Here is a 24,383-nt window from a genome sequence, read left to right as displayed (position 1 = left end):
TGTACCCAACTCCCTGTCAGCGCACTTCGTTACGCTCGGGCTGCATGGATCCCGCACACTTCGGCTTGCGGCTGGCCTCGGGGGCCGTCGGCCCGCTGATCACACGCCTGTTCCGGCAGGACGGACCCGGCGCCGGGCTGGTGGACCAGCCCGTCCGGGTGTCCTCGCTGGTCTCCTTCGCCGGCGAGACCCGGACCCTCACCGAGCACGAGCTGCGCAAGCTGACGGGCCGGCTGGTGCAGCGGGCGGTGCAGGCCGCGGGCCCGCACGATCCCGTCGTCCCCGAGGACGAACAGGAAGCCCTCACCGGCGCCGTCGTCCGCACCCTCACCGGTCTCGGTGATCTGACCATGGACGACGCCCATGCCGTGGGGCTCGGGCACGAGCAGTTCGCCCGTCAGTTGCGCGCCCGCACCCCGGAGGCCACCCGCGCGCTCTCCGCGGACGCCGCCCGGTTCCACGACCGGCTCATCGACACCGCAAGCCTGCACATCCTCCATTTCTTCACCCAGCGCTCCACGTTCATCCCCAGCGCTCTCGTCGAGCAGACCCGCATGCTGCGGCGGCTGATCGCGCTGACCGATTCCCTGCTCGGTCAGCTGCCGCCGTCGCTCCGGGTGCAGGACCTGGAGTTCGAGGAGCGGTACGGGCGCTATCTGGTGGGCAAGCACAGCCTGCTCACCATCTACGGCATCGACCTCGACCATGCCCGGGAGTGGCCGCTGGACGCCGCCTACCTGAGTCTGGAGGCGGTGGAGCGCAGGCCCTGGCGCGGAGGAGGCGGCGGCACCCCGCCGGACGAGGACGACCAGCCGCCGGCTCCGCAGCCCGCGGAGCGGGCACTGGCCGGGCGGGAGCGGGTGCTGCTGCGTGGCGTCGCAGGCTCCGGGAAGACCACGCTGGTGCAGTGGCTCGCGGTCACCACCGCACGGCAGGAGCTCGGCGAGGGCATGCAGCATCTGCGGGGCCGGGTGCCCTTTGTGCTGCCCCTGCGGACCCTCACCCGCAGCGGGAAGGAGCTGCCGGCGCCGGCCGCCTTCCTGACCGCGGTGGGCTGCCCGCTCTCTCCGCCGCCGGGGTGGGCCGAGCGGGTGCTGAGCGCCGGGCGGGGGTTGCTGCTCATCGACGGGCTGGACGAGGTCCCGGAGCAGGAGCGGGAACACGCCCGGCGCTGGCTGCGCGAGCTGCTGCACGCCTTCCCCGGGAATCTGTGGCTGGTCACCGCGCGGCCCTCCGCGGTGCGGGAGGGCTGGCTCTCCGCCGAGGACTTCTCCGAGCTGTCGCTGACCCAGATGAGCCGGGACGATGTCGCGGCGTTCATCCGCCGGTGGCACCGTGCCGTGCGGGCGGACCCACTGTACGAGGTCAAACTGCTCGACGCGGTGCGCCTGAAGCCGGACCTCGGGCGGCTCGCCACCAACCCGCTGATGTGCGGGCTGATCTGCGCGCTGCACCGGGAGCGGCGCGGCTACTTGCCGCGCGGCCGGAAAGCGCTGTATGACGCGGCGCTGACGATGCTGCTGGAGCGCCGGGACCGCGAGCGGGACATGGGCAGCCCGAGCGGTGTGGAGCTGGACGCCGAGGCGCAGGTGCAGTTGCTGCAGAAGCTGGCGTACTGGCTGATCCGCAACGGGCGTTCGGAGATGGACCAGGAGGTCGCGGTGGGCCTGCTGGAGCGGGTGCTGCCGTCCATGCCGCATGTGGGCGCGCCGGAGTCGGCGCGGGCCGTCTACCGGCACCTGCTGGACCGGTCGGGCCTGCTGCGGGAGCCGTCCCCCGGGGCGGTGGACTTCGTGCACCGCACCTTCCAGGACTACCTGGGCGCCAAGGAGGCTGTGGAGGAGCAGGACTTCCCGCTGCTCGTGGACCACGCGCACCTCGATCAGTGGGAGGACGTCATCCGGATGGCGGTCGCCCACTGCCGGCCGGAGGAGCGCGCCCGGCTGCTCCGGGCGCTGGTGGCCCGCGGAGACGCCGACGCCGAGCAGCGGGTGCGACTGCACCTGCTCGCCATGGCCTGCCTGGAGCATGCGACGCAACTCGACCCGACGGTACGGAAGCTGGCGGAACAGCGGGCCTCGGAGGTCATGCCGCCGCGGACCCTGGGCGAGGCCGAGTCGCTGGCCGCGGTCGGCCCGGTGGCGCTGGAGTTGCTGCCGGGTCCGGAAGAGCTGACGGACGAGGAGGCCCGGGCGGTCGTGGTCACCGCCGGCCGAATCGCGACCGATGCCGCCCTGACAAAGCTGGCCCGGTTCGCCCACCACCCCGGGCGGGGCGTCCGCAATCAGCTGGCCTGGGCCTGGAACCGTTTCGACGCCACGCACTACGCGACGGAGATCATCCGCCATCTCCCGGAGGACGACAGCTGGTATCTGGTTGCCCGCACCCAGGAGGAGCTGCGGGTGTTCCACGAGGTGGTGGACCACGCCTGGCTGCATGTTCTCGGGGACTTCGACGCCGAGGACATCATGGGGGCGGTGGCCGGGAAGCGGATCACCCGGCTCAACATCCGGGACAACAGCCGGCTCACCGGCCTCTCCTGCCTGTCGGCCCTGCCTCACCTGGAGTCACTCGCGCTGGTCAACTGCCCGGCGGTCACCGACCTGCGGCCGCTCACGGGCGTCCCCGGGCTGACCCGGGTCACGTTGGAGGCCTGCCAGGGGCTGCGGAGCCTGGAGCCCCTCGACCGGGTGCGGCGACTCGACATGCTGCACCTCCGGCTGACGCAGCCCCTCGACCCGCCCGAGCGTGCCCCCTTGCACACCTTCGAGCCGCCTCCCACCGTCCCGCTGACCCGTCTGGCGGCGTGGCCCCGGCTGCGGCACCTGGCTCTGCAGTCACACCGGGCCCGGCCCTCTCCCGAGGAGTGGGACGCCGTGGCCGCCCTGCCTGAGCTGGAGTCCCTGGCCCTGACCCTGCCGCAGCTGCGGGCCCTGGAGCTCCGGGCGGAGGCCCTTCCACGGATCACTCACCTGTATCTGCACCCGCCGGACGAGGGCGCCGGGCTGGAGCGGCTGCCGCGGCTCTTCCCGGGTCTCGCACACCTGACCATGCGGCATCCGCGGCATGTGGACCTGACGCCGCTGGTGGCCCTGGGCGGGCTGCGGTCGGTGGTGATCGAGGAGGCCGAGAGCCTCCGGGGGACCGACCGGCTCGCCGGCGTGGAGCTGAGCGTGGAGCATCCCTCCCGCTACTGACCGCTGTCCCCGAGGTCCCCTGCTGTCCCGGCGGGCCCCATCCCCGCGGTTCCCGGCCGGCCCCGGAACGGGCGAACGCCCCGCCGGCCGGATGGCCGTCGGGGCGTTCGCCGCAGAGTGTACGGAGCGCGCGGGGCGCTGCCGGTCACTCCTTGTTGAGGTTGGGGCCCTTGCCTGCGGGGGCGTCCACCGGGGGGATGTCGGGGAGAGCGGCCTTCTCCTCGCCCCGGAAGGTGAACTTCTGCTCCTTGTCCTCACCCTCCACATCCACGACCACGATCTGGCCGGGCCGCAGGTCACCGAAGAGGATCTTCTCCGAGAGGATGTCCTCGATGTCCCGCTGGATGGTGCGGCGCAGCGGCCGGGCGCCGAGCAGCGGGTCGTAGCCGCGCTTGGCGAGCAGCTGCTTCGCGTCGTGGCTCAGCTCCAGTGCCATGTCGCGGTCCTTCAGACGCTCGTCCAGGTGCGCGACCATCAGGTCGACGATCTGGATGATGTCCTCCGGGGTCAGCTGGTGGAAGACCACCGTGTCGTCGACACGGTTCAGGAACTCCGGGCGGAAGTGCTGCTTCAGCTCGTCGTTGACCTTGGCCTTCATCCGCTCGTAGCCCGCGTGGACGTCGCCGGCGACGGCGAAGCCCATGTTGAAGCCCTTGGAGATGTCCCGGGTGCCGAGGTTGGTCGTCATGATGATGACGGTGTTCTTGAAGTCCACGACCCGGCCCTGGGAGTCGGTCAGCCGACCGTCCTCCAGGATCTGCAACAGGGAGTTGAAGATGTCCGGGTGGGCCTTCTCGACCTCGTCGAACAGCACGACCGAGAACGGCTTGCGGCGCACCTTCTCGGTGAGCTGGCCGCCCTCCTCGTAACCCACGTATCCGGGCGGCGAGCCGAACAGCCGGGAGACGGTGTGCTTCTCGCCGAACTCCGACATGTCCAGGGAGATGAGCGCGTCCTCGTCGCCGAAGAGGAACTCGGCGAGCGTCTTGGACAGCTCGGTCTTACCGACACCCGAGGGGCCGGCGAAGATGAACGAGCCACCGGGACGCTTCGGGTCCTTCAGGCCCGCCCTGGTACGGCGGATGGCCTGCGAGAGCGCCTTGATGGCGTCCTGCTGCCCGATGACGCGCTTGTGCAGCTCGTCCTCCATGCGCAGCAGCCGGGAGGTCTCCTCCTCGGTGAGCTTGAACACCGGGATGCCGGTGGAGACGGCCAGGACCTCGGCGATGAGCTCCTCGTCGACCTCGGCCACGACGTCCATGTCGCCGGCCTTCCACTCCTTCTCCCGCTGCGTCTTGGCGGTCAGCAGCTGCTTTTCGTCATCGCGCAGCGAAGCGGCCTTCTCGAAGTCCTGCGAGTCGATCGCGGACTCCTTCTCCCGGCGCACGTTCGCGATCTTCTCGTCGAACTCGCGAAGGTCCGGCGGTGCGGTCATCCGGCGGATCCGCATCCGGGAACCGGCTTCGTCGATCAGGTCGATCGCCTTGTCCGGCAGGAAGCGGTCCGAGACGTACCGGTCGGCCAGCTGCGCGGCCGCGACCAGGGCGGCGTCGGTGATCGAGACGCGGTGGTGCGCCTCGTACCGGTCGCGCAGGCCCTTGAGGATCTCGATGGTGTGCGGGAGCGAGGGCTCCGCGACCTGGATGGGCTGGAAGCGGCGCTCCAGCGCCGCGTCCTTCTCCAGGTGCTTGCGGTACTCGTCCAGCGTGGTGGCACCGATGGTCTGCAGCTCGCCGCGGGCCAGCATCGGCTTGAGGATGCTGGCGGCGTCGATGGCGCCTTCGGCGGCGCCGGCGCCGACCAGGGTGTGCAGCTCGTCGATGAACAGGATGATGTCGCCGCGGGTGCGGATCTCCTTGAGCACCTTCTTCAGGCGCTCCTCGAAGTCACCGCGGTACCGGGAGCCGGCGACCAGTGCGCCGAGGTCCAGGGTGTAGAGGTGCTTGTCCTTCAGGGTTTCGGGCACCTCGCCCTTGACGATGGCCTGGGCCAGCCCTTCGACGACGGCCGTCTTGCCGACGCCCGGCTCGCCGATCAGCACCGGGTTGTTCTTGGTGCGGCGGGACAGCACCTGCATGACCCGCTCGATCTCCTTCTCGCGCCCGATGACCGGGTCGAGCTTGGACTCCCGGGCGGCCTGCGTCAGGTTGCGGCCGAACTGGTCCAGGACGAGCGAGGTGGACGGCGTGCCCTCGGCGGGCGCGCCGGTGGCGGCGGTCTCCTTGCCACCGGAGTACCCCGAGAGCAGCTGGATGACCTGCTGCCGGACCCGGTTCAGGTCGGCGCCCAGCTTCACCAGGACCTGGGCTGCGACGCCCTCGCCCTCGCGAATGAGACCGAGCAGGATGTGCTCGGTGCCGATGTAGTTGTGGCCGAGCTGGAGGGCTTCGCGGAGCGACAGCTCCAGCACCTTCTTGGCCCTGGGGGTGAAGGGGATGTGGCCGGACGGGGCCTGCTGCCCCTGGCCGATGATCTCCTCCACCTGCTGGCGGACCGCCTCGAGCGAGATCCCGAGGCTCTCCAGGGCCTTAGCGGCGACACCCTCACCCTCATGGATGAGTCCCAGGAGGATGTGTTCAGTGCCGATGTAGTTGTGGTTGAGCATCCGGGCTTCTTCCTGAGCCAGGACGACAACCCGCCGCGCGCGGTCGGTGAACCTCTCGAACATCGTTAATCGCTCCTCAGAGCGGTCAGGCAGTAAGGGGTCGGTCCCCTCCCTGTCCTTCCGCAGCTTAGTCCCGCAACGGGGGACCGCTCATTCCGACTGTTACCCGCTGTTCCCGGCCTCCTGCCCGAACAGTCACAACAGTTCCAACCCGATGGTGCGAGACGATGTTCCCGCAGGCCGGACGATTTGCCTGTAAGGGCTACGCCGTCGGCGAACGCCGATGACCCACACGCCGGACCCGCTGTCACCGCCCCCTTCATCCACTTGCGAGTTACCTACCCGTCCAGGCTGACACTCCATGCGGGACAGGTCTTCCACATCCGCTATCGGCGAACGGACTTGCCTCCCGGAGGGCCGTCCGCAAGAGCTCTCGGCACGTTCCGCGACATCTCTGCGACACAGCGTAACCCGAGGGGGCCCGGCGGCGCGGGGACCCGGCACGCGACAGTCGGCCGCACATGCCTCGAGGGGCCGACCCCGCCATGGGCACGACCCCCCGTTCCAGGACACGGACGGACCGACGCGTCTCCCCGCCGGACCGCCGCCGGACGGGAACACCCGTCGCGACGGAGCCACCGGCGGGCCGCATCCGTGACGCCCGGCCGCGGCCGGTCAGGCCCCGGCGTCCTCGTAAGCCTTGCGGATCTCGGCGGGCACGCGGCCGCGGTCGTTCACCTGGAAGCCGTTCTCCTTCGCCCAGGCGCGGATCTTCGCGGTGTCCTGGCTGCCGCCGGCTGCCGCGCGGCTGCCGCGCGGGGCGCGCGCGGCACGGCCGCCGGCCCGGCGCCCGGCCTTCAGGTAAGGCTCCAGAGCACTGCGGAGCTTCTCTGCGTTGGCGGATTTGAGGTCGATCTCGTAGGTCTTTCCATCGAGCGCGAACGTAACGGTCTCGTCCGCCTCACCCCCGTCGAGGTCATCGAGGAGAAGGACCTGAACCTTCTGTGCCACTTGACTACTCCCCATTCATAGTCGCCGAATAGTTTCGCTACTGCGGGCGCAATCAAACCGCCCTTCTCAGGAAAACACAAACCCTCTGCCGGGATTGCTCTGCATCGATCCGAAGACACGATGGGATGATTCGGACATAAACCCCACCTCTCCGGCAATCAGAGATGCAACAGCATCCGACTGTTACCCAAAGTGTTAGGTTTCACTCGCTCCAGCCCGAGGAACTCGGCCACTCCCTCGTCATAGGAACGCAGCAGCTCACTGTAGACATCCCCGCCGACCGGCGTATCGCCGATCTCGACGAACCCGTGGCGGGCGAAGAACTGCACTTCGAAGGTCAGGCAGAAAATGCGGCTGACCCCCAGTTCTCGTGCAGTGTCCAGCAACTTCTCGAGTACCCGGTGCCCCACTCCCTGCCCCTGGAGAGCCGGATCGACGGCGAGCGTGCGCACCTCGGCAAGGTCCTCCCACATGACGTGCAGAGCCCCGCAGGCCACCACACGGGCGTCCGGACCGCCCTCCGCCACCCAGAACTCCTGAATGTCCTCGTAAAGGGTCACCATCGCCTTGTTGAGCAGGATCCGGTCCTTGGCGTACACCTCGATGAGCCCGCGCACTGCCGGCACATCGGTAGTCCGGGCACGGCGGACGGTGACTTCGGTTACGGCACTCTCATCTTCTGTCACGAACGAGAGGCTATCGCCCGTGATCGTCCACGTGCACTCCGGCCACATCCACCACCCGCAGCGCATCGTGCAATGCCTCGGCCTGCTCGGGGGACATCATGCTCAGGAATGCCACAAGAGCCGCCGCCGGGTTGTCGCTCTCCCCCCAGGCGTCGTGTATCAATGCGGCGGCGTAGGCAGCCCGGGTGGACACCGCCTCATAGTGATAGGCCCGTCCCTCCTGCCTCCGCCTGACCCAGCCCTTCTGATGCAGGTTGTCCAGGACTGTCATCACAGTCGTATAAGCGATCGACCGCTCTTGACGCAGATCCTCAAGAACTTCTCGGACAGTGACGGAACGGTTCCACTCCCAGACGCGGCTCATCACCGCATCTTCGAGGTCTCCCAAGGGCCGCGGCATGCGGCAACAATAACGGCGGGGGTGCGAATTGCCGGGTCACCGGGCCACCAGGCCGCGTCGCGGGCCGGTGAGCCGCCTCGACGGGCCCGGGAGCGGATGCCCCGGCCGCCGGCGGGCCCACGAGAGCGGGACGGGGCGGCGCGGCCGGGCAGAAGCCGTAGCGGCCGCGGGCCGGGCCTGCGGGCAGCCCAGGGGAAGGACACGGGGGCGGGAACAGGTGCCGGGCAAGCCGGCACGGAGGCCCCGGCCGGCGGCCGGGGCAGAAGGAAGGGGGCGCTACTTCGCCTCGGACTGCTCCGCACGGGCCATCGCCTCGGCGGCCTCGTCCTCCTTGTACTTGTTCGCCCCGCCCTGCGATTTCACGATGGTCACGATCAGCCAGGTGAAAGCCACCGCCATCACCGTCGGCGGGAAGAGTGCGGCGAGGTAGTCCATGACTTCCGTTCTCCTTGGTGCGCGTGCGTGCTCAGGCAGCAGGCACCCACCAGAGTACCGACCTACTCGTCCCCGGACCCCGGCGGATCCGGTGCCTCCGGCCGCGGATCGGCGGACGGCCGCTTGCGCCCCGGCGGAAAGACCTCCGCCGGGGTCGGCATGGGCCGCGCGGGCTTCGGCGGCTTCGCCGGGTCCTCGCGGCGCTCGCGCTCACCGTCCCGGTCGCCCTCGTCACCGTTGGTGCCATCTGACGTACGCATAGACCGAGATTAGCCATTAAACGGACAAATCGCACGAGTTCTCGGCCGGTCGGCGTGGCTGCCGCGCAGAACCCGGGCTCAGGAGCGGCCGATGTTCCTCTCGTAGACCAGCCGCAGACCGATCAGGGTCAGCCAGGGCTCGTGCTCGTCGATCGCCGAAGCCTCGCCCAGCATCATCGGCGCCAGGCCCCCGGTGGCGATGACGGTCACCGTGCCCGGATCGTCCGCGAGCTCCCGGGCCATCCGGCCCACCACGCCGTCCACCTGCCCGGCGAAGCCGTACAGGATGCCGGACTGCATCGACTCCACGGTGTTCTTCCCGATCACCTGCCGCGGGCGGGCCAGCTCAACCTTCCGCAGCTGCGCGCCGCGCAGCCCCAGCGCCTCCACCGAGATCTCGATGCCGGGAGCGATCGCCCCGCCCGCGTACTCGCCCCGCCCGGTGACGGCGTCGTACGTGGTGGCCGTTCCGAAGTCGACAACGATGCACGGGCCGCCGTACAGCTCGATCGCCGCGGCTGCGTTGATGACGCGGTCCGCCCCGACCTCCTTGGGGTTGTCCGTCATGATCGGCACCCCGGTCTTCACACCCGGCTCGACCAGGACCGCGGGGATGTCGCCGTAGTAGCGGCGGGTCACCTCGCGCAGCTCGTGCAGTACGGAGGGCACGGTGGAGCAGATGGCGATTCCGTCCACCCCGTCCCCCAGCTCGTCACCGAGCAGCGGGTGCGTGCCCATCAGGCCCTGCAGCAGCACGGCCAGCTCGTCCGCGGTGCGGCGGGCATCGGTGGAGATCCGCCAGTGCTCGACGATGTCCTCACCGTCGAAGAGCCCCAGGACCGTGTGCGTGTTGCCGACATCGATGGTGAGCAGCATCAGGCACCTTCCCCTGCGTCCCGCGCGGACAGGGGCTCCGCCTCCGGGCCGGCCCGGAGGTCCAGGCCGATGTCGAGGACCGGGGCGGAGTGGGTGAGCCCGCCGACCGCCAGGTAGTCGACGCCCGTCCCGGCGTAAGCGCGGGCGTTGCCGAGGGTCAGCCGGCCGGAGGACTCCAGGGTGGCCCGGCCGGCAACGAGCTCCACCGCCTGCCGGGTCTCCTCCGGGGTGAAGTTGTCCAGCAGGAGCAGATCCGCCCCGAGGGCGAGCACCGGCTCGATCTGGTCGAGCCGGTCCACCTCCACCTCGATGGGCGTACCGGCGCTGCCGGCTTCCTCCAGGGCGGTGCGGACCGCGGTGAACGCCTCGGCGACCCCGCCGGCCGCGAGCACGTGGTTGTCCTTGATCAGCGCGGCGTCCGACAGCGACATCCGGTGGTTGACGCCGCCCCCGCAGCGGACCGCGAACTTTTCCAGGGCGCGCAGGCCGGGGGTCGTCTTGCGGGTGTCGCGGACCTTCGCCCCGGTGCCCTCCAGCGCGTCCGCCCAGGCCCGGGTGGCGGTGGCGATACCGGACAGCCGGCCGAGCAGGTTGAGCGCGCTGCGCTCACCGGTGAGCAGGTCGCGGGTGCGGGCGGTGACTGTCAGGAGCACCTGGCCGGCGACCACCCGGTCACCGTCGGCGACGTGCCGCTCGACCTCGAACTCCTCGGTGCAGACCACCGAGAGCACCGCCTCGGCGACCCGCAGGCCGGCGACGGTGCCCGCCTCCCGGGCGGTCAGGTCAGCGGTGGCCACCGCCTCCTCGGGGACGGTGGCCACCGTGGTGACGTCCACCCCCTGGTCGAGGTCTTCCTCGATCGCCAGGTGGGCGATGTCCTCGACCTGCACCGGGTCCAGCCCGGCGGCGGCCAGCAGCTCGGCCAGCTCCGGATCGAGGCCGCACTCCAGCGGGTCGAAAGCGAAATCGTCGGCGTCACCGGCGCCGCAGCCGCAGGCGTCGCCGCAGCCGCCGTCCTGCTGCGCGGCGTCGCCGGGACGGACACCGATCGGCAGCAGACTGATCTCCACCGGCTCGGGTCGGGGCGTCTCGGGGCGGGCGGTACTCACTCAGGTCTCCTCGGGGGCGACCGCGTGGATCGGGGGGAACGCGGTCGAGTCGGTCGTGCGGATGTCGAGGGCGGGGCCCGCGCCGGAGGGGCGCAGGCCGACGATCAGGTGACGCCGCCAGACGGCATCGTCCCGCTCGGGGTGGTCCTCACGCCAGTGGCAGCCCCGGGTTTCGGTACGGTGCCGTGCGGCGGCCACCAGCACCCGGGCGACCAGGTGCAGGTTGGCCGTCTCCCAGGCGTCCGTTCCCGGCTCGGCTGGCTTGGCCGGGGTCAGGGCTTCCAGCTCCCCGGCCGCCCGGGCCAGGCTTTCCCCGGAGCGCAGCACCCCGGCGCCCCGGGTCATGATGCGCTGGATCTCACGCCGGGCCTCGGGGGCCGGCAGTGGCGGGGGCGGCAGCGCGGGCGGCGGCACGGGGACCGGCCGGGCTGCCCGGGACGGCGCGCCGTCCCGGCGGGCGGCCCGGGCGATGCGCTCGGCGAACACCAGCCCTTCCAGCAGCGAGTTGGAGGCCAGCCGGTTGGCGCCGTGCACCCCGGTGCAGGCCGCCTCGCCGCAGGCGTAGAGGCCCGGGACCGTGGTGCGGCCGTGCAGATCGGTGCGGATGCCGCCGGAGGCGTAGTGCGCGGCGGGCGAGACGGGGACCGGCTCCGTCACCGGGTCGATGCCGTGCGAGCGGCATGCCTCCAGGATGGTGGGGAAACGGTGCTCCCACATCGCCGCACCGAAGTGGCGCCCGTCCAGGTACATGTGCGCGGTGTTCTGCTCCCGCATCCGGCGCATGATGCCCTTGGCAACGATGTCGCGCGGTGCCAGCTCGCCCAGCTCGTGCTGCCCGGTCATGAAGCGGACACCGTCGGCGTCCACCAGGTGGGCGCCCTCGCCGCGCACCGCCTCGGAGATCAGCGGCTGCTGTCCCTCCGCTCCGGCACCCAGGTACAGCACCGTCGGGTGGAACTGCACGAACTCCAGGTCGGACACCTCGGCGCCGGCCCGCAGCGCGAGGGCCACGCCGTCCCCCGTGGAGACGGCCGGGTTGGTGGTGGCCGAGAAGATCTGGCCGATGCCGCCGGTGGCGAGGACCACGGCGGGGGCGTGCACCGCTCCGACGCCGTCGTGCTGGCCCTCGCCCATGACGTGCAGGGTGACGCCGGCGGTGCGGCCTTCCGCGTCCTTGAGGAGGTCCAGGGCCAGGGCATTCTCGATGGTCTCGATCCCGGCCGCCTGGACGGCTTCCACCAGCGCCCGGGAGATCTCGGCCCCGGTCGCGTCGCCGCCGGCGTGCGCGATCCGGCGGCGATGGTGGCCGCCCTCCCTGGTCAGCTCGATCTCGCCGGTCGCCGAGGTGTCGAACCTCGCGCCGCTGGCGATCAGCCGCCGCACCGCCGCGGGGCCCTCGGTGACCAGCGTCCGGACGGCCTCCTCGTCGCACAGCCCGGCGCCCGCGACCAGGGTGTCAGCGCTGTGCTGCCCGGGGGTGTCGCCGTCGCCGAGCGCCGCGGCTATCCCGCCCTGGGCCCAGCGGGTCGAGCCGTCGTCGAGCTGCGCCTTGGTCACCATGACCGTCCGCTGCCCGTCGGCGGCACAGTTCAGGGCGACGGTGAGGCCCGCCACGCCCGACCCCACGACCACCACATCGGCGTCGATCGCCCAGCTGGGGGGCGGGGCGAGCAGGGAACACGGCAGCGCGGGCGCGCCGGGAGAGCCGGTCACGAGGACGCTCCGAAGTGCAGGCGGACGTTGTCGATGAGGCGGGTGCCGTCGACGCGGGCGGCCACGGCCAGCAGTGCTTCGCCGGTGTGGTCCCCGGGGACGTCACGGAAGTCGGCCGGGTCGACCAGCGCCAGATAGTCGAGGAGCAGCGGGGGGTCGTGCGAGGCCGCGCCGTCCAGGACCTCCTGGGCGGCGGCGCGGGCAGCGGCGGGGCCCGCCGCGGAACCCGACATGCCGCCGGACACGGGGCCGGAGCGGGTGACGGCGCGGGCCGCGGACAGCGCGCGGAACAGCCCGAGTGCCGTCCGCCGGGCGGACGCGGAGAGGTAGCGGTTGCGGCTGGAGCGGGCCAGCCCGTCGTCCTCGCGGACCGTGGGCACGCCCGCGATCTCCACCGGGAAGTCGAGGTCCCGGACCATGCGGCGGATGAGCATGAGCTGCTGGGCGTCCTTCTCCCCGTACAGCGCGACATCCGGCCGGGTGAGGTGCAGCAGCTTGGCGACCACGGTCAGCATGCCGTCGAAGTGGCCGGGGCGGTGCACGCCCTCCAGGCGCTCCCCGGCCGGCCCGGCACTGATCCGCACCTCCGGTTCGCCCGCGGGGTAGATCTCCTTCCCCGCGGGGGCGAACACCAGGTCGGCGCCGGCCTCCGCGGCGAGCCGCGCGTCCTCGGACAGCGTGCGCGGATACCGGTCGAAGTCCTCCCCCGCCCCGAACTGCAGCGGGTTGACGAAGACGGTCACGACAACCTGGCCCCGGGGACCGACGCGCTGCCGGGCGGCCCGGATCAGCGAGGCGTGCCCTTCGTGCAGGGCGCCCATCGTCATCACCACGGCCCGTACGGAACCGGGTCCCCCCGCACCGGGCAGCTCGGCCGCCCGGTGCGCCACGGGCGCGCTCACCGCTCTCCCCCGTCGGGGCCGTCCGCGGGGCCGTCACCGGGACCGGGGCGAGGGCCGGTGGCTGCGTCGGCCAGCACACCCAGCAGCTCCTCGGCCAGCTCCGGCTTCAGCAGCCCGTGGTCCAGGGCCCGGTCGGCGGTGGTGCGGGCCATCGCCACGTAGCCGGCCAGTGCCTGCGGTGCGTGCGCGCGCAGCTCCGCCACGTGGGCCGCGACGGTGCCGGCGTCCCCCCGGGCGACCGGCCCGGTCAGTGCGGCGTCCCCCGAGCGGAGCGCGTTGTCCAGGGCGGCGCCGAGCAGCGGGCCGAGCATCCGGTCGGGGGCCGAGACCCCGGCGGACCGCAGCAGCTCCATGGACTGGGCGACCAGGGTGACGAGGTGGTTGGCGCCCAGTGCCAGGGCGGCGTGGTAGAGCGGGCGGGAACCCTCCGCCACCCATTCGGGCTCGCCGCCCATCTCGATGACCAGGGCCTCTGCGGCCAGTCGCAGCTCCGGCGGGGCGGTCACCCCGAAGGCGCAGCCCGCGAGCCGCTGCACGTCCACCGGGGTGCCGGTGAAGGTCATGGCCGGGTGAAGGGCCAGCGGGAGGGCACCGGCCCGGGTCGCGGGGTCGAGGACCGCCGTGCCGTACCGGCCGGAGGTGTGCGCCAGCAGCTGGCCGGGGCGGACCGCCCCGGTGCCGGCGAGCCCGGCGACGAGACCGGGCAGCGCGTCGTCGGGGACCGTGAGCAGCACCAGGTCGGCGCGGGCCAGTACTTCGGCGGGCTCGGTCATCGGCACCCCGGGCAGCATGGTGGCGGCCCGGCGCCGGGAGGTGTCCGAGACCCCGGAAGCGGCGACCGGCCGGTGGCCGGCGAGCGCGAGAGCGGCTGCCAGGGCGGGCCCGACCCGGCCGGCGCCGACGACGCCGACGGTGAGCCGGGCAGGCCGGTCCCCGGCCCGGCCGGAGGTTGCGGGGGGCGGGGTGTCAGGGGGGTGCGGTGCGTTCACAGGGCCTTCCGTTCCAGTCCGCGGGATCGGTACCGGACGTACCTCGCCATGCTACGCGCCCCGCCGGAGCCCGGGACCGGGCCTCCTGCCGGGTGGGCCGGCTGCCCGCGCGGCGGGCGCACCTGCCCGCACGAAGGCCTCCCGGCTACCCGCCGGCCTGCACCAGCCCGGTCTCGTAGGCCAGCACCACCGCCTGCACCCGGTCACGGAGGTGCAGCTTGGCGAGTATGCGGCCGACGTGGGTCTTCACCGTCGCCTCCGAGACGAAGAGCTTCCTGGCGATCTCGCCGTTGGACAGGCCCTGGGCGATGAGGGTGAGGACCTCGTGCTCGCGGTCGGTGAGCTGCTCCAGCTCGGGGTGGTCCGTCGCCCGGGTCACCGGGAGCATCGAGGCGAAGCGGTTCAGCAGCCGGCGGGTGGTGGAAGGGGCCACCACGGCGTCGCCGCTGTACACGGACCGGATCCCGGACAGCAGCTCGTCCGGCGGCACGTCCTTGAGCAGGAAGCCGGCCGCCCCGGCCTTGAGCCCGGTGAAGGCGTACTCGTCGAGATCGAAGGTGGTCAGGATGAGGACCTTCGGATTCCCGGGACCGCCCTGTCCCTCCCGGCAGATCCGGCGGGTCGCCTCGACGCCGTCGAGGCGGGGCATCCGGACGTCCATCAGCACCACGTCGACGGTGTGCGCACGCAGGACCTCCAGGGCCTCGGCGCCGTCTCCGGCCTCGGCGACGACCTCCATGTCCGGCTGGGCGGCGAGCACCATCTTGAAGCCGGTGCGCAGCAGCACCTGGTCGTCGACGAGCATGACGCGGATCGGCATGGCGGCGGTTCCTCCTGGGACGGGGACGGGGGGCGGACGGTGCGGGCCGCCGCCGGGGGCGGGGAGCGGGTTCAGCTCGGGCATCTGTCGCCGTTCAGAGGCAGGGTCGCACTGATCCGGAAGCCGCCGCCCGGCCGGGGCCCGGCTTCCAGTGCCCCGCCGACCATCCCGACCCGCTCCCGCATGCCGATGAGGCCGTGGCCCAGGCCGTCGGCCCCCCGTGCGTCGTACAGCTCACGCCCGGCCCCCCGCCCGTCGTCCTCCGCCCGTACGGTCAGCAGGTCACCGCTGTACGCGAGCCGCACCGTCGCGCCGGCCTGCGGTCCGCCGTGTTTGCGGGTGTTGGTCAGGGCCTCCTGCACGATGCGGTAGGCGGTCAGCTCCACGCCGCTGGGCAACGGCCTGGGCGTGCCCTCGATCCGGAAGTCGACGGGCAGCCCGGCGTCGCGGGCCTGGTCGATGAGCTCGGCGAGCTGCTCCACTCCGGGCTGCGGGACATACGCGCCGGTCCCGGCCGGCGGGGTCTCCCCGGTGCGCAGCACACCCAGCAGCCGCCGCATCTCGGCGAGCGCCTGGCGGCCGGTTCCGGAGATCGTGTGCAGCGCGTTCCGGGCCTGGTCGGGGGCGCTGTCGAGGACGTAGGCGGCACCGTCGGCCTGGACCACCATCACGGACACGTTGTGGGCCACGACATCGTGCAGTTCTCGCGCTATCCGGGCACGTTCGGCGGCCACCGCCATCCGGGACCGGGTTTCCCGTTCCCGCTCCAGCCGGGCGGCGCGCTCCTCCAGCTCCGCGTAGTAGGCGCGCCGGGTGCGCAGCGAGTCGCCGAGGACCCAGGCCAGCAGGAAGGTGACGGTCACCAGGACGGTGTCGAGGACGGTGGCGGCCAGGGAGCCGCCCGGCGTCTGCTCCGCCCAGCGGGCGGCGGCGACGGTCGGTGCCAGCAGGGCTGCGGCCAGGGCGTACCGGGAGGCCCAGCGCGTGGTGCGGGAGGCGACGGTGTAGATGATGATCAGGAATGCGAGGTTGCCCGGGTTGGGTGGCACGTCGGCCAGGAGCTGGAACAGCCCGACGGCGGTGGAGAGCAGCAGCATCTGGCGCGGCCACCTGCGGCGCACGGTGACCACGAGGGTGAGCGCCAGCACGGTGAGCACGGCTCCGGCCACCCAGAGCCCCGGGCGCGGGCGCTCCCCCGCCTCGACGATCACCCAGATCGCCCCCGGGCCGAGGAGCACGAACCCCCAGAAGCCGTCGACCCAGGTCGGGTGACGGCGGAGGAATTCGTAGAACCTGTTCACGTCACCCAGCGTAAACAGGGACACTGCTCGGGGGAGTCAGCCGCTGGGGCGATACACATCACCACCGGCTAGTCCTCAGGGTGGACGTCGGAGGCGGTGCCCTGCCCCGCGGGGCGCCGACGGGCCACCGCCGTACCGTGTCCCCCGTGAACCCTGTCGACCCTGTGCACCCCGAGGACTTCGGCGGGGGCACCGCCGCGACGACCTGGCGGGCGGCCGCCGAGCGTGCGCTGTACGGCCCCGGCGGCTTCTTCGTGCGGGAGTCCCCCGCCGCGCACTTCCGTACGGCCGTGCACGTCTCCCCGCTCTTCGCCGAGGCGGTGGCGAGGCTGCTGCTCCGGGTCGACGCGGCCCTCGGCCGGCCGGCGGAGCTGGCGTTGATCGACGTGGGGGCGGGCCGCGGGGAGCTGCTGCACGGGGTGCTGGACGCGCTGCCGCCCGGGGTGACCGCGCGGTTGCGGCCGTGCGCGGTGGAGCGGGCCGGACGGCCCGGCGGTCTCGATCCACGGATCGTCTGGCGGGACCGGGTGCCGGACGGGGTGGTGGGCCTGCTGTTCGCCAATGAGTGGCTGGACAACGTGCCGGTGGATGTGGTGGAGCGGGACGCGGCCGGGGTGCCCCGGTACGTCACGGTGGACGGATCGGGCCGGGAGTCGCTCGGGGCGCCGGTCGGCCGGGAGGACGCGGAGTGGCTGCGGCGCTGGTGGCCGCTGTCCCCGGAGCCGGGTTCGCGGGCGGAGCCCGGCCGGCCCCGGGATGCCGCGTGGGCTCGGGCGGCCGGCCGGGTGGCCCGCGGCCTGGCGGTGGCCGTCGATTACGCGCACCGCCGCGGGAACCGTCCGCCCTGGGGCTCACTCGCCGGCTACCGGGAAGGCAGGGCGGTGCGGCCGGTGCCCGACGGCAGCTGCGACCTGACCTGGCATGTCGCGCTGGACGCCTGCGCGGCGGCGGCGCCGGGCGGCGAGCGGGCGGTGCTGCTCCCGCAGCGGGAGGCGCTGCGGGAGCTGGGGGTGCGGGGCGGGCGTCCGCCGCTGACGCTCGCCTCGAGCGATCCGGCTGCCTATGTGCGTGCGCTCGGCCGGGCCGGGGAAGCGGCCGAGCTGACGGACCCGGCGGGGCTCGGCGGGTTCACCTGGCTGGTGCAGCCGGTGGGTGTCCCGCTTCCGCTCGGGGCGGAGGGCCCGCCGCCGGCCGTCGGCGGGATCGACAAGTGACTGCCCGGCAGTGCGCTCACTTGTCGATGTCGCCGACGACGAAGAAGAAGGAGCCGAGGATGGCGACCATGTCGGCCACCAGGGTGCCGGGCAGCAGCCGGCTCAGCACCTGGATGTTGTTGAACGACGCCGAGCGCAGCTTCAGCCGGTGCGGGGTCTTCCCGCCCTTGGAGACCAGGTAGTAGCCGTTGAGTCCCAGGGGGTTCTCGGTCCAGGCGTAGGTCGCGCCCTCCGGTGCCTTGAGCACCTTCGGGAGCCGCTGGTTCACCGGCCCGGGGGGCAGCTCGGCGAGCCGGTCGAGGCAGGCGTCGGCGAGATCCAGAGCGTTCCGGGTCTGTTCCAGCAGCACCTCGAAGCGGGCCAGGCAGTCCCCGGAGGTCCGGGTCACCACCCGCAGAGTGTCCTGGAGCTCCCCGTAAGCGAGGTACGGCTCGTCGCGCCGCAGGTCGAAGTCGACGCCGCTGGCCCTGGCGATCGGCCCGGACACCCCGTAGGCGTGCACGGTCTCCCGGTCCAGCACTCCGACGCCCTTCGTGCGCGCCCGGAACACCTCGTTGCCCAGCACCAGGTCGTCGAAGCGCCCCATCCTGCCGCGCACCGAGGCCACCGCCTGCCGGGCCCGTCCGGTCCAGCCCGCCGGCAGGTCCTCCTTCAGCCCGCCGACGCGGTTGAACATGTAGTGCATCCGGCCGCCGGAGATCTCCTCCATGACGTGCTGGAGGTCCTCACGCTCGGTGAACGCGTAGAACATCGGGGTGATACCGCCGAGCTCCAGCGGGTAGGAGCCGAGGAACATCAGGTGGTTCAGTGCCCGGTTCAGCTCGGCGAGCAGGGTGCGCAGCCAGACCGCCCGCTCCGGGACCTCCATGCCGAGCATGCGCTCGACGGCGAGCACGACACCGAGTTCGTTGGAGAACGCCGACAGCCAGTCGTGCCGGTTGGCGAGCACGATGATCTGCCGGTAGTCGCGCGCCTCGAAGAGCTTCTCCGCACCCCGGTGCATGTAGCCGACCACGGGTTCGGCATGCGAGATGCGTTCCCCGTCCAGCACCAGGCGCAGCCGCAGCACGCCGTGCGTGGAGGGATGCTGCGGGCCGATGTTGAGCACCATGTCGGTGCTCTCGGCGGCGCCGCCGACCCCGACCGTCATCTCGTTGCCTGCCGCACCCGCCGCGCTCTTCTGTGCCATGGGCGTCAGTGTGGCAGCTCCGGCACCCGCTCGGCGAGATGCCCGCGGGAACACCGGACCCCGGCCGGGAACGCCCCGTCCGGCCGGAACCAGCGGGCCCGGAAGGCCCTTACGGCCACCGGGAGTCGACCCGCAGCCCGTAAGCTCGGCACCATGGACACGGTGGCGGAAGAACCGCAGCCCAGCGGGGAGCCCGGCGCGCAGGCCGGGGAATGGCAACGCATCCAACGAGGTCTGCTGACCATGCGCCGGCTCCTGCTCGTGGTGTGGCTCGGGCCGCTGACCGTGCTGGCAGCCGCGCTGCCGCCCCTGCTCGGCGCACCGGGCTGGACGGTGGTTGCGGGGCTTCCGTGGCTGCTGCTCGTCGTCTGGGGCTGGTGGGTGCTGCAGCGGCATTACCGCTCCTGGCGCTACCTGGAGCGGGCCGACGATCTGCTGATCCACCGGGGCGTGCTCTGGAAGCAGCTCACCGTGGTGCCGTACGGGCGGATGCAGCTCGTCGAGGTCACCTCCGGGCCGCTGGAACGCAAGTTCAATCTGGCGCGGCTCCAGTTGCACACCGCGGCGGCGGCCAGTGACGCGGCGATCCCGGGGCTCGACCCGCGGGAGGCCGAGCGGCTGCGGGACCGGCTGACCGAGCTGGGCGAAGCCCGCTCAGCAGGGCTGTGAGCGGCATGCCGGGACCGGACCGGGCACACCGGACGCAAGGGGCGGACGACAGCTCCGCCCTTCCGGAGTCCGCTGAGGTCCGTGGCCCCGGGCCCGCGGACGCGGAGGGAAGTCCGGGGACCTCCGGGGGTGGCCGGGGAGACGCGCCGCACGGCGAGCCGCCGGACGTGCCGGGCGGCGAGCGGCACGATCAGCTTCCGGTTCCGGAGCAGCCGGACCCGGGGCACGCCCACCCGGAGCCCGCCGAACACGCGCTCCCGGAGCCCGCCCCGGGCGACACCGCAGGCCCCGGGCACCCGGAGCCGCTGCCCGGTGACGAGCCGCGGGAGGAGCCCGCCGACAACCGGCAGGCCTTCCCCTCCGGGCAGGGCAAGCGGCTCCACCCCGTCACCCCCTGGCGGCGCGCCTGGGCTCCGCTGGCCGGCCTGTTCGCCCTCGGCGTCCAGGACCCGGAGCGGCTGCGGGCAGCCGCCGACCTGGGCATCGGCTGGCTGCTGGTGCTCACTGCCGTGATCCTGTCGGCAGCGGCCGCCTACGGCTATCTGTCCTGGCGCGTCACCCGTTACCTGGTGACCGACACCGAGCTGCGGATCCGCACCGGGCTGCTGTTCCGCCGCACGGCGCACCTGCGGCTGGACCGTATCCAGTCCATCGATGTGACCCGGCCGCTGCTGGCCCGGGCGCTGGGTGTGGCGAAGCTGAAGATGGACGTCGTGGGCTCCGGCGACAACGACGAGCTGGCCTTCCTCGGGGACGCCGACGCCCGGCAACTGCGCGCCGAGCTGCTCGCCCGGGCAGCCGGGATCGCGCCGGAGGCCGCGCCGACCGCCGGGGAGGCCCCGGCGAACGAGCTGTACCAGGTGGAGGCGAAGACCCTGGCCTGGGCGCTGGCGCTGCTGGGCAGCGGCTGGGGCGCGCTGCTGGCCGTGCTGGTCGTCGGGCCGGTGATGTGGTTCCTGACCTCCAGCGTGTTCGCCGTGGTCGTGGTGGTCCTGCCCATCCTCGCCACCATCTGGCGCAGCACCCTGGGCGGCTTCCTGACCCAGTACGGCTGGACGGTGAGCGAGTCTCCGGACGGGCTGCGGCTGGACCACGGCCTGCTGCAGAAGGACCACGCCACGGTGCCGCCCGGCCGGGTGCAGTCGATCCGGATCGTGGAGCCGATGCTCTGGCGGCCCCGCGGCTGGGCCCGGCTGGAGCTGGAGGTCGCGGGCGCGGGGAACGAGAGCGGGCTGCTGGTGCCGGTGGCGCCGCGGGCGGTGGCGGCCGCACTGATCACGCGGATCCTGCCGGACGTGAACATCGACGAGGCGGTGGCCTCCGTGCGCTTCGCCCCGCGGCGGGCCCGCTGGGCCGTCCCGGTGTGGTGGCGCGGCTACGGCCACGGCGTCACCGACGCCGTCTTCGTGTCCCGGCACGGCAGGCTGAACCGGGTGCACACGCTGGTGCCGCACGCGAAGGTGCAGAGCGTCCGCATGACCCAGGGCCCGTGGGAGCAGCGGCTGCGGCTGGCCGACATCCATGTGGACCACGGGGCGAACGGCACGGCCACGGCCCGTCTGCAGGACGCGGGCCGGGCGGCCGATGAGGTGGCCGCCCAGGCGGACCGCTCCCGGCTGGGCCGCAGGTCCGCGGCGCCCGAGCGCTGGCTGACCTGACGGCCGCGGCTGCCGGTGGCCCGCCGGCGGCGGCCGCCGCCGCGTCAGGCGATGGGGGGCGGACCGGGCTCGCCGTCCTCGTCCGCCGCTTCGGCGCCCGGCCCGTCGTCCTCGCCGTCCTGGTCGATGAGGACCGGGGAGCCGTGGTGCGACCAGAGTTTCCAGCCGCCGTCCTCGGTGCGGCGGAAGACGTTCGTGGCCACCACCAGCCCGCCGATCAGCGGGCCGGCGGAGCCGTCGTCCTCCGCGGGGCCGCCGCTGAGGATGTTCTCCGTGCAGGTGACCAGGGCGGTGTCGCCGAGCACCGAGATCTTGACGTCCGTCAGGAAGAACTGGATGTACTCGGTGTTGGCCATGATGAGGGCGTAGGAACGCATGACCTCCGCACGGCCGCTGATGACGGGCCAGCCGGGATGCACCACACTGACCTCGTCGTCGAGCCAGCGTGCGGTCATGGCGTCCAGGTCGCCCGCCTCCAGGGCGTCGTACAGGGCGGTGTTCGCGTCCTCCACGGCCTCGATCTCCGTACGGGCCCCACTCATGCGTCTCCCTCGGTGTCGTGGGCTGCTTCGCCTGCGCTGCCGATCGCCTGGACCACCCTGACCGCGTCCGCGCTGGCCCGCACTTCGTGCACCCGCACCGCCCAGGCGCCCGCGTGCGCCGCGAGCGCGGAGACCGCGGCGGTGGCGGCGTCCCGTTCCCGGGCGGGCGGCGGTGCTTCACCCGGCCGGGCCAGCACCCGGCCCAGGAAGCGTTTGCGGGAGGCGGCCACCAGCAGCGGCCGGTCCAGTTCCCGGCGGAAGCGGTCCAGCGCGCCGAGCAGCGCCAGATCGTGGTCGGCCTGCTTGGCGAAGCCCAGGCCCGGGTCGATGATGACGCGGTCCGCGTCGACGCCTCCGGCGACGGCCTGCTCCACCGCGTCCCGCAGCTCGTCGAGCACCTCGCTCACCACGTCGGTGTAGGTGGCGCGCTCGTTCATGTCGAGGCTCCGGCCACGCCAGTGCATCACCACGAAGGGCACTCCGGCGGCGGCGACCACCGGAACCATCCCGGGATCCGCCCGGCCCCCGCTCACGTCGTTGACCAGTCGCGCCCCGGCCGCCACCGCCTGCTCGGCCACCGAGGCCCGCATGGTGTCGACGCTGACGGTCACGCCTTCGGCTGCCAGCTCCCGGACCACGGGGATCACGCGGCGCAGCTCCTCGGCCTCATCGACCCGGGAGGCGCCCGGCCGGGTGGACTCACCGCCCACGTCGACCAGGTCGGCGCCCTGGGCCACCAGCCCGAGCCCGTGTTTCACCGCCGCCGCGGGGGTGAACCACAGGCCACCGTCCGAGAACGAGTCGGGTGTGACGTTCACCACCCCCATCACCGCGCAGCGGTCCGGGAGCGGCAGGCCGGCCACGTGGCCGCGCGGGCTGTTCATGTGTCCAGGGTAGATCCTGCGCCGGGGCGGGGTACGCCTCCGCTCGCCTGCGCTGCGTCACCGCTCTCTGACGTTGAGCTGCGCGACTTCGGCAGACCACCGGGGGCGGCAGCACGGGACCCCCGTTCAGGGCTTGCGCGTCCGGGACGGCGTAGCCTTCCGGTCCGGTGGGTAGGCGCCGCCTCCGGCAGCACCGCCGTTCCGCCCGGCGCCCGCCCCCGGGCGCTCCGCAGTCTGTCTCCCGCAGGTAGATTCGCCTCACGGACAGGGACCCGGAGAATCGCCGCCGGGCCCCGGGTCCGGTGAACACACATGCCGGCGGCACCCGACCGGAAGGGAGTGACGCACAGTGGACCGGATCGCTCTGCGCGGGCTGCGGGCCCGCGGCTTCCACGGCGCGCTCCCCGAGGAACGAGCCCTGGGCCAGACCTTCCTCGTCGATCTCGTGCTGGGCCTGGACACCCGCCCGGCCGCGGAGGCCGACGATCTCACCAGAACCGTGCACTACGGCGTGGTGGCGGAGCAGGTTGTGGCCGTCGTCAGGGGAGAGCCCGTCAAGCTGATCGAGACGCTCGCTCAGCGGATCGCCGACCAGTGTCTGGTACACGAGGCGGTGCAGGAGGTCGAGGTGACGGTCCACAAGCCGCAGGCCCCGATCGCTGTTCCCTTCGAGGACGTGACCCTCACCATCAAGCGGAGCCGAGCATGAGTCCGAAACGCAGCGCCTCATCCCCCGATCCCACGGTCCAGCCGGTACCCGCTTCCGTGGTGCAGCAGGTCGACGCGGCCGACTCGACCCTGCACAACCCCAAGCGGGCCGTGCTCTCCCTCGGCAGCAACCAGGGCAACCGCCTGGACACCCTGCAGGGCGCGATCGACGCGCTGGAGGACACGCCCGGGCTGCGCGTCAAGGCGGTCTCCCCGGTGTACGAGACGGAGCCCTGGGGTGTGGAGCCGGGCAGCCAGCCGACGTACTACAACGCCGTGGTTCTGGTGAAGACCACCCTCCCGCCCTCGTCCCTGCTCGAACGGGCCCAGGCGGTCGAGGACGCGTTCGCGCGCGTGCGGGACGAGCGCTGGGGTCCGCGCACCATCGACGTGGACATCGTCTCCTATCAGGACTTCTCCTCGGACGACCCGGTGCTGACGCTGCCGCACCCGCGGGCGCACGAGCGCGCTTTCGTGCTGGTGCCGTGGCACGATGTCGAGCCGGGTGCCGAGGTGCCCGGCCACGGCCCGGTCGTGGAGCTGATGGTCGCGCTGCCCGATCAGGGCGTGACGCTGCGCGGTGACCTGAAGCTCGTCCTGCCGGACTGACACCGTCCGCCCGGCGGTGCCGGGCGAACCGGGACCCGGCAACCCTGTTGCCGGACACCGAGACACCCGAAGGGGGGCGTGCGTTGCCGTGACACACCTGCGCATCCGGACGCTGGCCGGTCTGTTCGCCGCGTCGGTGGCCCTGGCCTGGGCCGGGGCCGGTCTGTGGGACTCCGTGGGCACGCTGCCGGCCGTGCCGGTGCTGGCCCCGGTCGTGCTGGCGCTGATCGCTGCCGCGCTGCTGGCGACCGCGCTGTCGGTGCGGAGCAGGCTGCGGGCCCAGCGGGAGCGGCGGCCGGACGCCCGGGGCGTCGACCCGATCACGGCCACCCGGGCGCTGCTGTTCGGCCAGGCGTGCGCACTGGTCTCGGCGGTGGCCGCCGGCATGTACGGCGGAACGGCTCTCTTCCTGCTGCAGGAGCTGTGGGACGTCCCCAACCGGCGCGATCAGGGCATGTACGCGGGCCTGGCCGTGCTGGCGGGCCTGGCGGTGTGCGCGGCGGCGGTGTTCCTGGAACGGGTCTGCCGGCTTCCGGAGGACGACGAGGACGGACCGCTCGGCGAGGCGCTCTGATCCGGGGCCTGATGCGTCCCGGGCCCGGGGCG

Annotated in this window: 23 protein-coding genes; 7 read left to right on the top strand and 16 right to left on the bottom strand. The window is 72.7% G+C overall.

Annotated features, from left to right (window positions below):
- Positions 1-44: 44 nt before the first annotated feature.
- A complete protein-coding gene (locus PJ985_RS03685; protein WP_271682013.1) occupies positions 45-3,197 on the top strand; it encodes an NACHT domain-containing protein in 3,153 nt (1,050 codons plus the stop codon).
- A gap of 145 nt (positions 3,198-3,342) precedes the next feature.
- Here the strand turns inward: PJ985_RS03685 and PJ985_RS03680 are convergent, their stop codons facing one another.
- From PJ985_RS03680 to PJ985_RS03620, 13 genes are all read right to left on the bottom strand, one after another.
- A complete protein-coding gene (locus PJ985_RS03680; RefSeq protein ID WP_271682012.1) occupies positions 3,343-5,865 on the bottom strand; it encodes an ATP-dependent Clp protease ATP-binding subunit in 2,523 nt (840 codons plus the stop codon).
- Between the two features lie 612 nt (positions 5,866-6,477).
- Positions 6,478-6,813 (bottom strand): histone-like nucleoid-structuring protein Lsr2, encoded by a 336-nt coding sequence (locus PJ985_RS03675; protein ID WP_271682011.1) that lies wholly within the window; start codon positions 6,811-6,813, stop codon positions 6,478-6,480.
- Between the two features lie 158 nt (positions 6,814-6,971).
- A complete protein-coding gene (locus tag PJ985_RS03670; RefSeq protein WP_271682010.1) occupies positions 6,972-7,499 on the bottom strand; it encodes an amino-acid N-acetyltransferase in 528 nt (175 codons plus the stop codon).
- 10 nt (positions 7,500-7,509) lie between these two features.
- Complete coding sequence (locus PJ985_RS03665; RefSeq protein WP_271682009.1) at positions 7,510-7,899, bottom strand: BlaI/MecI/CopY family transcriptional regulator; 390 nt, start codon at positions 7,897-7,899, stop codon at positions 7,510-7,512.
- A 276-nt stretch (positions 7,900-8,175) separates the two neighbouring features.
- Positions 8,176-8,334, bottom strand: coding sequence for a hypothetical protein (locus tag PJ985_RS03660; RefSeq protein WP_271682008.1), 159 nt, complete (start codon positions 8,332-8,334; stop codon positions 8,176-8,178).
- A gap of 62 nt (positions 8,335-8,396) precedes the next feature.
- Entirely contained in the window at positions 8,397-8,594 is a 198-nt protein-coding gene (locus tag PJ985_RS03655) for a hypothetical protein (RefSeq protein WP_271682007.1), read from the bottom strand.
- A gap of 78 nt (positions 8,595-8,672) precedes the next feature.
- Positions 8,673-9,470: a type III pantothenate kinase gene (locus PJ985_RS03650; protein WP_271682006.1), complete on the bottom strand. Its 798-nt coding sequence runs from the start codon at positions 9,468-9,470 to the stop codon at positions 8,673-8,675.
- A complete protein-coding gene (gene nadC, locus PJ985_RS03645; RefSeq protein WP_443033382.1) occupies positions 9,470-10,579 on the bottom strand; it encodes a carboxylating nicotinate-nucleotide diphosphorylase in 1,110 nt (369 codons plus the stop codon). The genes PJ985_RS03650 and nadC overlap by 1 nt, the downstream gene beginning before the upstream one ends.
- Entirely contained in the window at positions 10,580-12,292 is a 1,713-nt protein-coding gene (locus tag PJ985_RS03640) for an L-aspartate oxidase (protein ID WP_271682005.1), read from the bottom strand.
- Positions 12,289-13,194 carry a pantoate--beta-alanine ligase gene (gene panC / locus PJ985_RS03635; RefSeq protein ID WP_443033381.1) on the bottom strand — a complete coding sequence of 302 codons (906 nt, stop codon included), beginning with the start codon at positions 13,192-13,194 and terminating at the stop codon, positions 12,289-12,291. Before panC ends, PJ985_RS03640 begins: the two co-directional genes overlap by 4 nt.
- Entirely contained in the window at positions 13,191-14,183 is a 993-nt protein-coding gene (locus PJ985_RS03630; RefSeq protein WP_271682004.1) for a Rossmann-like and DUF2520 domain-containing protein, read from the bottom strand. Before PJ985_RS03630 ends, panC begins: the two co-directional genes overlap by 4 nt.
- A gap of 145 nt (positions 14,184-14,328) precedes the next feature.
- The gene (locus PJ985_RS03625) at positions 14,329-15,003 is read right to left on the bottom strand and encodes a response regulator (protein WP_271682003.1); all 675 of its coding nucleotides are present in this window, start codon (positions 15,001-15,003) and stop codon (positions 14,329-14,331) included.
- A 71-nt stretch (positions 15,004-15,074) separates the two neighbouring features.
- Positions 15,075-16,304 (bottom strand): sensor histidine kinase, encoded by a 1,230-nt coding sequence (locus PJ985_RS03620; RefSeq protein ID WP_271682002.1) that lies wholly within the window; start codon positions 16,302-16,304, stop codon positions 15,075-15,077.
- 146 nt (positions 16,305-16,450) lie between these two features.
- Between PJ985_RS03620 and PJ985_RS03615 the strand changes: the two genes are divergently transcribed.
- On the top strand, positions 16,451-17,518 hold the full coding sequence (locus tag PJ985_RS03615; protein WP_271682001.1) for an SAM-dependent methyltransferase: 1,068 nt from the start codon (positions 16,451-16,453) through the stop codon (positions 17,516-17,518).
- A 16-nt stretch (positions 17,519-17,534) separates the two neighbouring features.
- Here the strand turns inward: PJ985_RS03615 and PJ985_RS03610 are convergent, their stop codons facing one another.
- The gene (locus tag PJ985_RS03610) at positions 17,535-18,707 is read right to left on the bottom strand and encodes an NADH-quinone oxidoreductase subunit D (protein WP_271682000.1); all 1,173 of its coding nucleotides are present in this window, start codon (positions 18,705-18,707) and stop codon (positions 17,535-17,537) included.
- A gap of 153 nt (positions 18,708-18,860) precedes the next feature.
- On the opposite strand from PJ985_RS03610, the gene PJ985_RS03605 reads away from it, so the two are divergent.
- Positions 18,861-19,376, top strand: coding sequence for a PH domain-containing protein (locus PJ985_RS03605; RefSeq protein ID WP_443033379.1), 516 nt, complete (start codon positions 18,861-18,863; stop codon positions 19,374-19,376).
- 5 nt (positions 19,377-19,381) lie between these two features.
- Positions 19,382-21,034: a PH domain-containing protein gene (locus PJ985_RS03600; RefSeq protein ID WP_271681999.1), complete on the top strand. Its 1,653-nt coding sequence runs from the start codon at positions 19,382-19,384 to the stop codon at positions 21,032-21,034.
- Positions 21,035-21,078: 44 nt separating this feature from the next.
- Here PJ985_RS03600 and PJ985_RS03595 read toward each other — a convergent pair whose 3' ends face one another.
- Positions 21,079-21,576, bottom strand: coding sequence for a nuclear transport factor 2 family protein (locus tag PJ985_RS03595; RefSeq protein WP_271681998.1), 498 nt, complete (start codon positions 21,574-21,576; stop codon positions 21,079-21,081).
- A complete protein-coding gene (gene folP / locus PJ985_RS03590) occupies positions 21,573-22,460 on the bottom strand; it encodes a dihydropteroate synthase (protein WP_271681997.1) in 888 nt (295 codons plus the stop codon). Before folP ends, PJ985_RS03595 begins: the two co-directional genes overlap by 4 nt.
- A gap of 349 nt (positions 22,461-22,809) precedes the next feature.
- Here folP and folB point away from each other — a divergent pair, with 349 nt between their 5' ends.
- The 3 genes from folB (at position 22,810) to PJ985_RS03575 (ending at position 24,351) form a co-directional block, all read left to right on the top strand.
- The gene (gene folB, locus PJ985_RS03585) at positions 22,810-23,169 is read left to right on the top strand and encodes a dihydroneopterin aldolase (protein ID WP_271681996.1); all 360 of its coding nucleotides are present in this window, start codon (positions 22,810-22,812) and stop codon (positions 23,167-23,169) included.
- Entirely contained in the window at positions 23,166-23,777 is a 612-nt protein-coding gene (gene folK, locus PJ985_RS03580; protein ID WP_271681995.1) for a 2-amino-4-hydroxy-6-hydroxymethyldihydropteridine diphosphokinase, read from the top strand. Before folB ends, folK begins: the two co-directional genes overlap by 4 nt.
- An 88-nt stretch (positions 23,778-23,865) precedes the next feature.
- Entirely contained in the window at positions 23,866-24,351 is a 486-nt protein-coding gene (locus PJ985_RS03575) for a DUF3180 domain-containing protein (protein WP_271681994.1), read from the top strand.
- Positions 24,352-24,383 lie beyond the last annotated feature (32 nt).

This window comes from Streptomyces sp. ACA25 (assembly GCF_028200735.1).
In the GTDB taxonomy this organism is placed as follows: domain Bacteria; phylum Actinomycetota; class Actinomycetes; order Streptomycetales; family Streptomycetaceae; genus Streptomyces.
Note: the sequence above shows the minus strand (reverse complement) of the source record. Positions and strands in the feature narration are given on the sequence as shown.

Excerpts from the sequence above, each read along its gene's own strand:
- PJ985_RS03595 (WP_271681998.1), bottom strand. The coding sequence starts at position 21,576 with ATGAGTGGGGCCCGTACGGAGATCGAGGCCGTGGAGGACGCGAACACC.
- PJ985_RS03650 (WP_271682006.1), bottom strand. The coding sequence starts at position 9,470 with ATGCTGCTCACCATCGATGTCGGCAACACGCACACGGTCCTGGGGCTC.
- folK (WP_271681995.1), top strand. The coding sequence starts at position 23,166 with ATGAGTCCGAAACGCAGCGCCTCATCCCCCGATCCCACGGTCCAGCCG.
- PJ985_RS03665 (WP_271682009.1), bottom strand. The coding sequence starts at position 7,899 with ATGCCGCGGCCCTTGGGAGACCTCGAAGATGCGGTGATGAGCCGCGTC.
- PJ985_RS03610 (WP_271682000.1), bottom strand. The coding sequence starts at position 18,707 with ATGGCACAGAAGAGCGCGGCGGGTGCGGCAGGCAACGAGATGACGGTC.
- PJ985_RS03605 (WP_443033379.1), top strand. The coding sequence starts at position 18,861 with ATGGACACGGTGGCGGAAGAACCGCAGCCCAGCGGGGAGCCCGGCGCG.
- PJ985_RS03660 (WP_271682008.1), bottom strand. The coding sequence starts at position 8,334 with ATGGACTACCTCGCCGCACTCTTCCCGCCGACGGTGATGGCGGTGGCT.
- folP (WP_271681997.1), bottom strand. The coding sequence starts at position 22,460 with ATGAACAGCCCGCGCGGCCACGTGGCCGGCCTGCCGCTCCCGGACCGC.
- PJ985_RS03600 (WP_271681999.1), top strand. The coding sequence starts at position 19,382 with ATGCCGGGACCGGACCGGGCACACCGGACGCAAGGGGCGGACGACAGC.
- PJ985_RS03685 (WP_271682013.1), top strand. The coding sequence starts at position 45 with ATGGATCCCGCACACTTCGGCTTGCGGCTGGCCTCGGGGGCCGTCGGC.
- PJ985_RS03625 (WP_271682003.1), bottom strand. The coding sequence starts at position 15,003 with ATGCCGATCCGCGTCATGCTCGTCGACGACCAGGTGCTGCTGCGCACC.
- PJ985_RS03680 (WP_271682012.1), bottom strand. The coding sequence starts at position 5,865 with ATGTTCGAGAGGTTCACCGACCGCGCGCGGCGGGTTGTCGTCCTGGCT.
- PJ985_RS03655 (WP_271682007.1), bottom strand. The coding sequence starts at position 8,594 with ATGCGTACGTCAGATGGCACCAACGGTGACGAGGGCGACCGGGACGGT.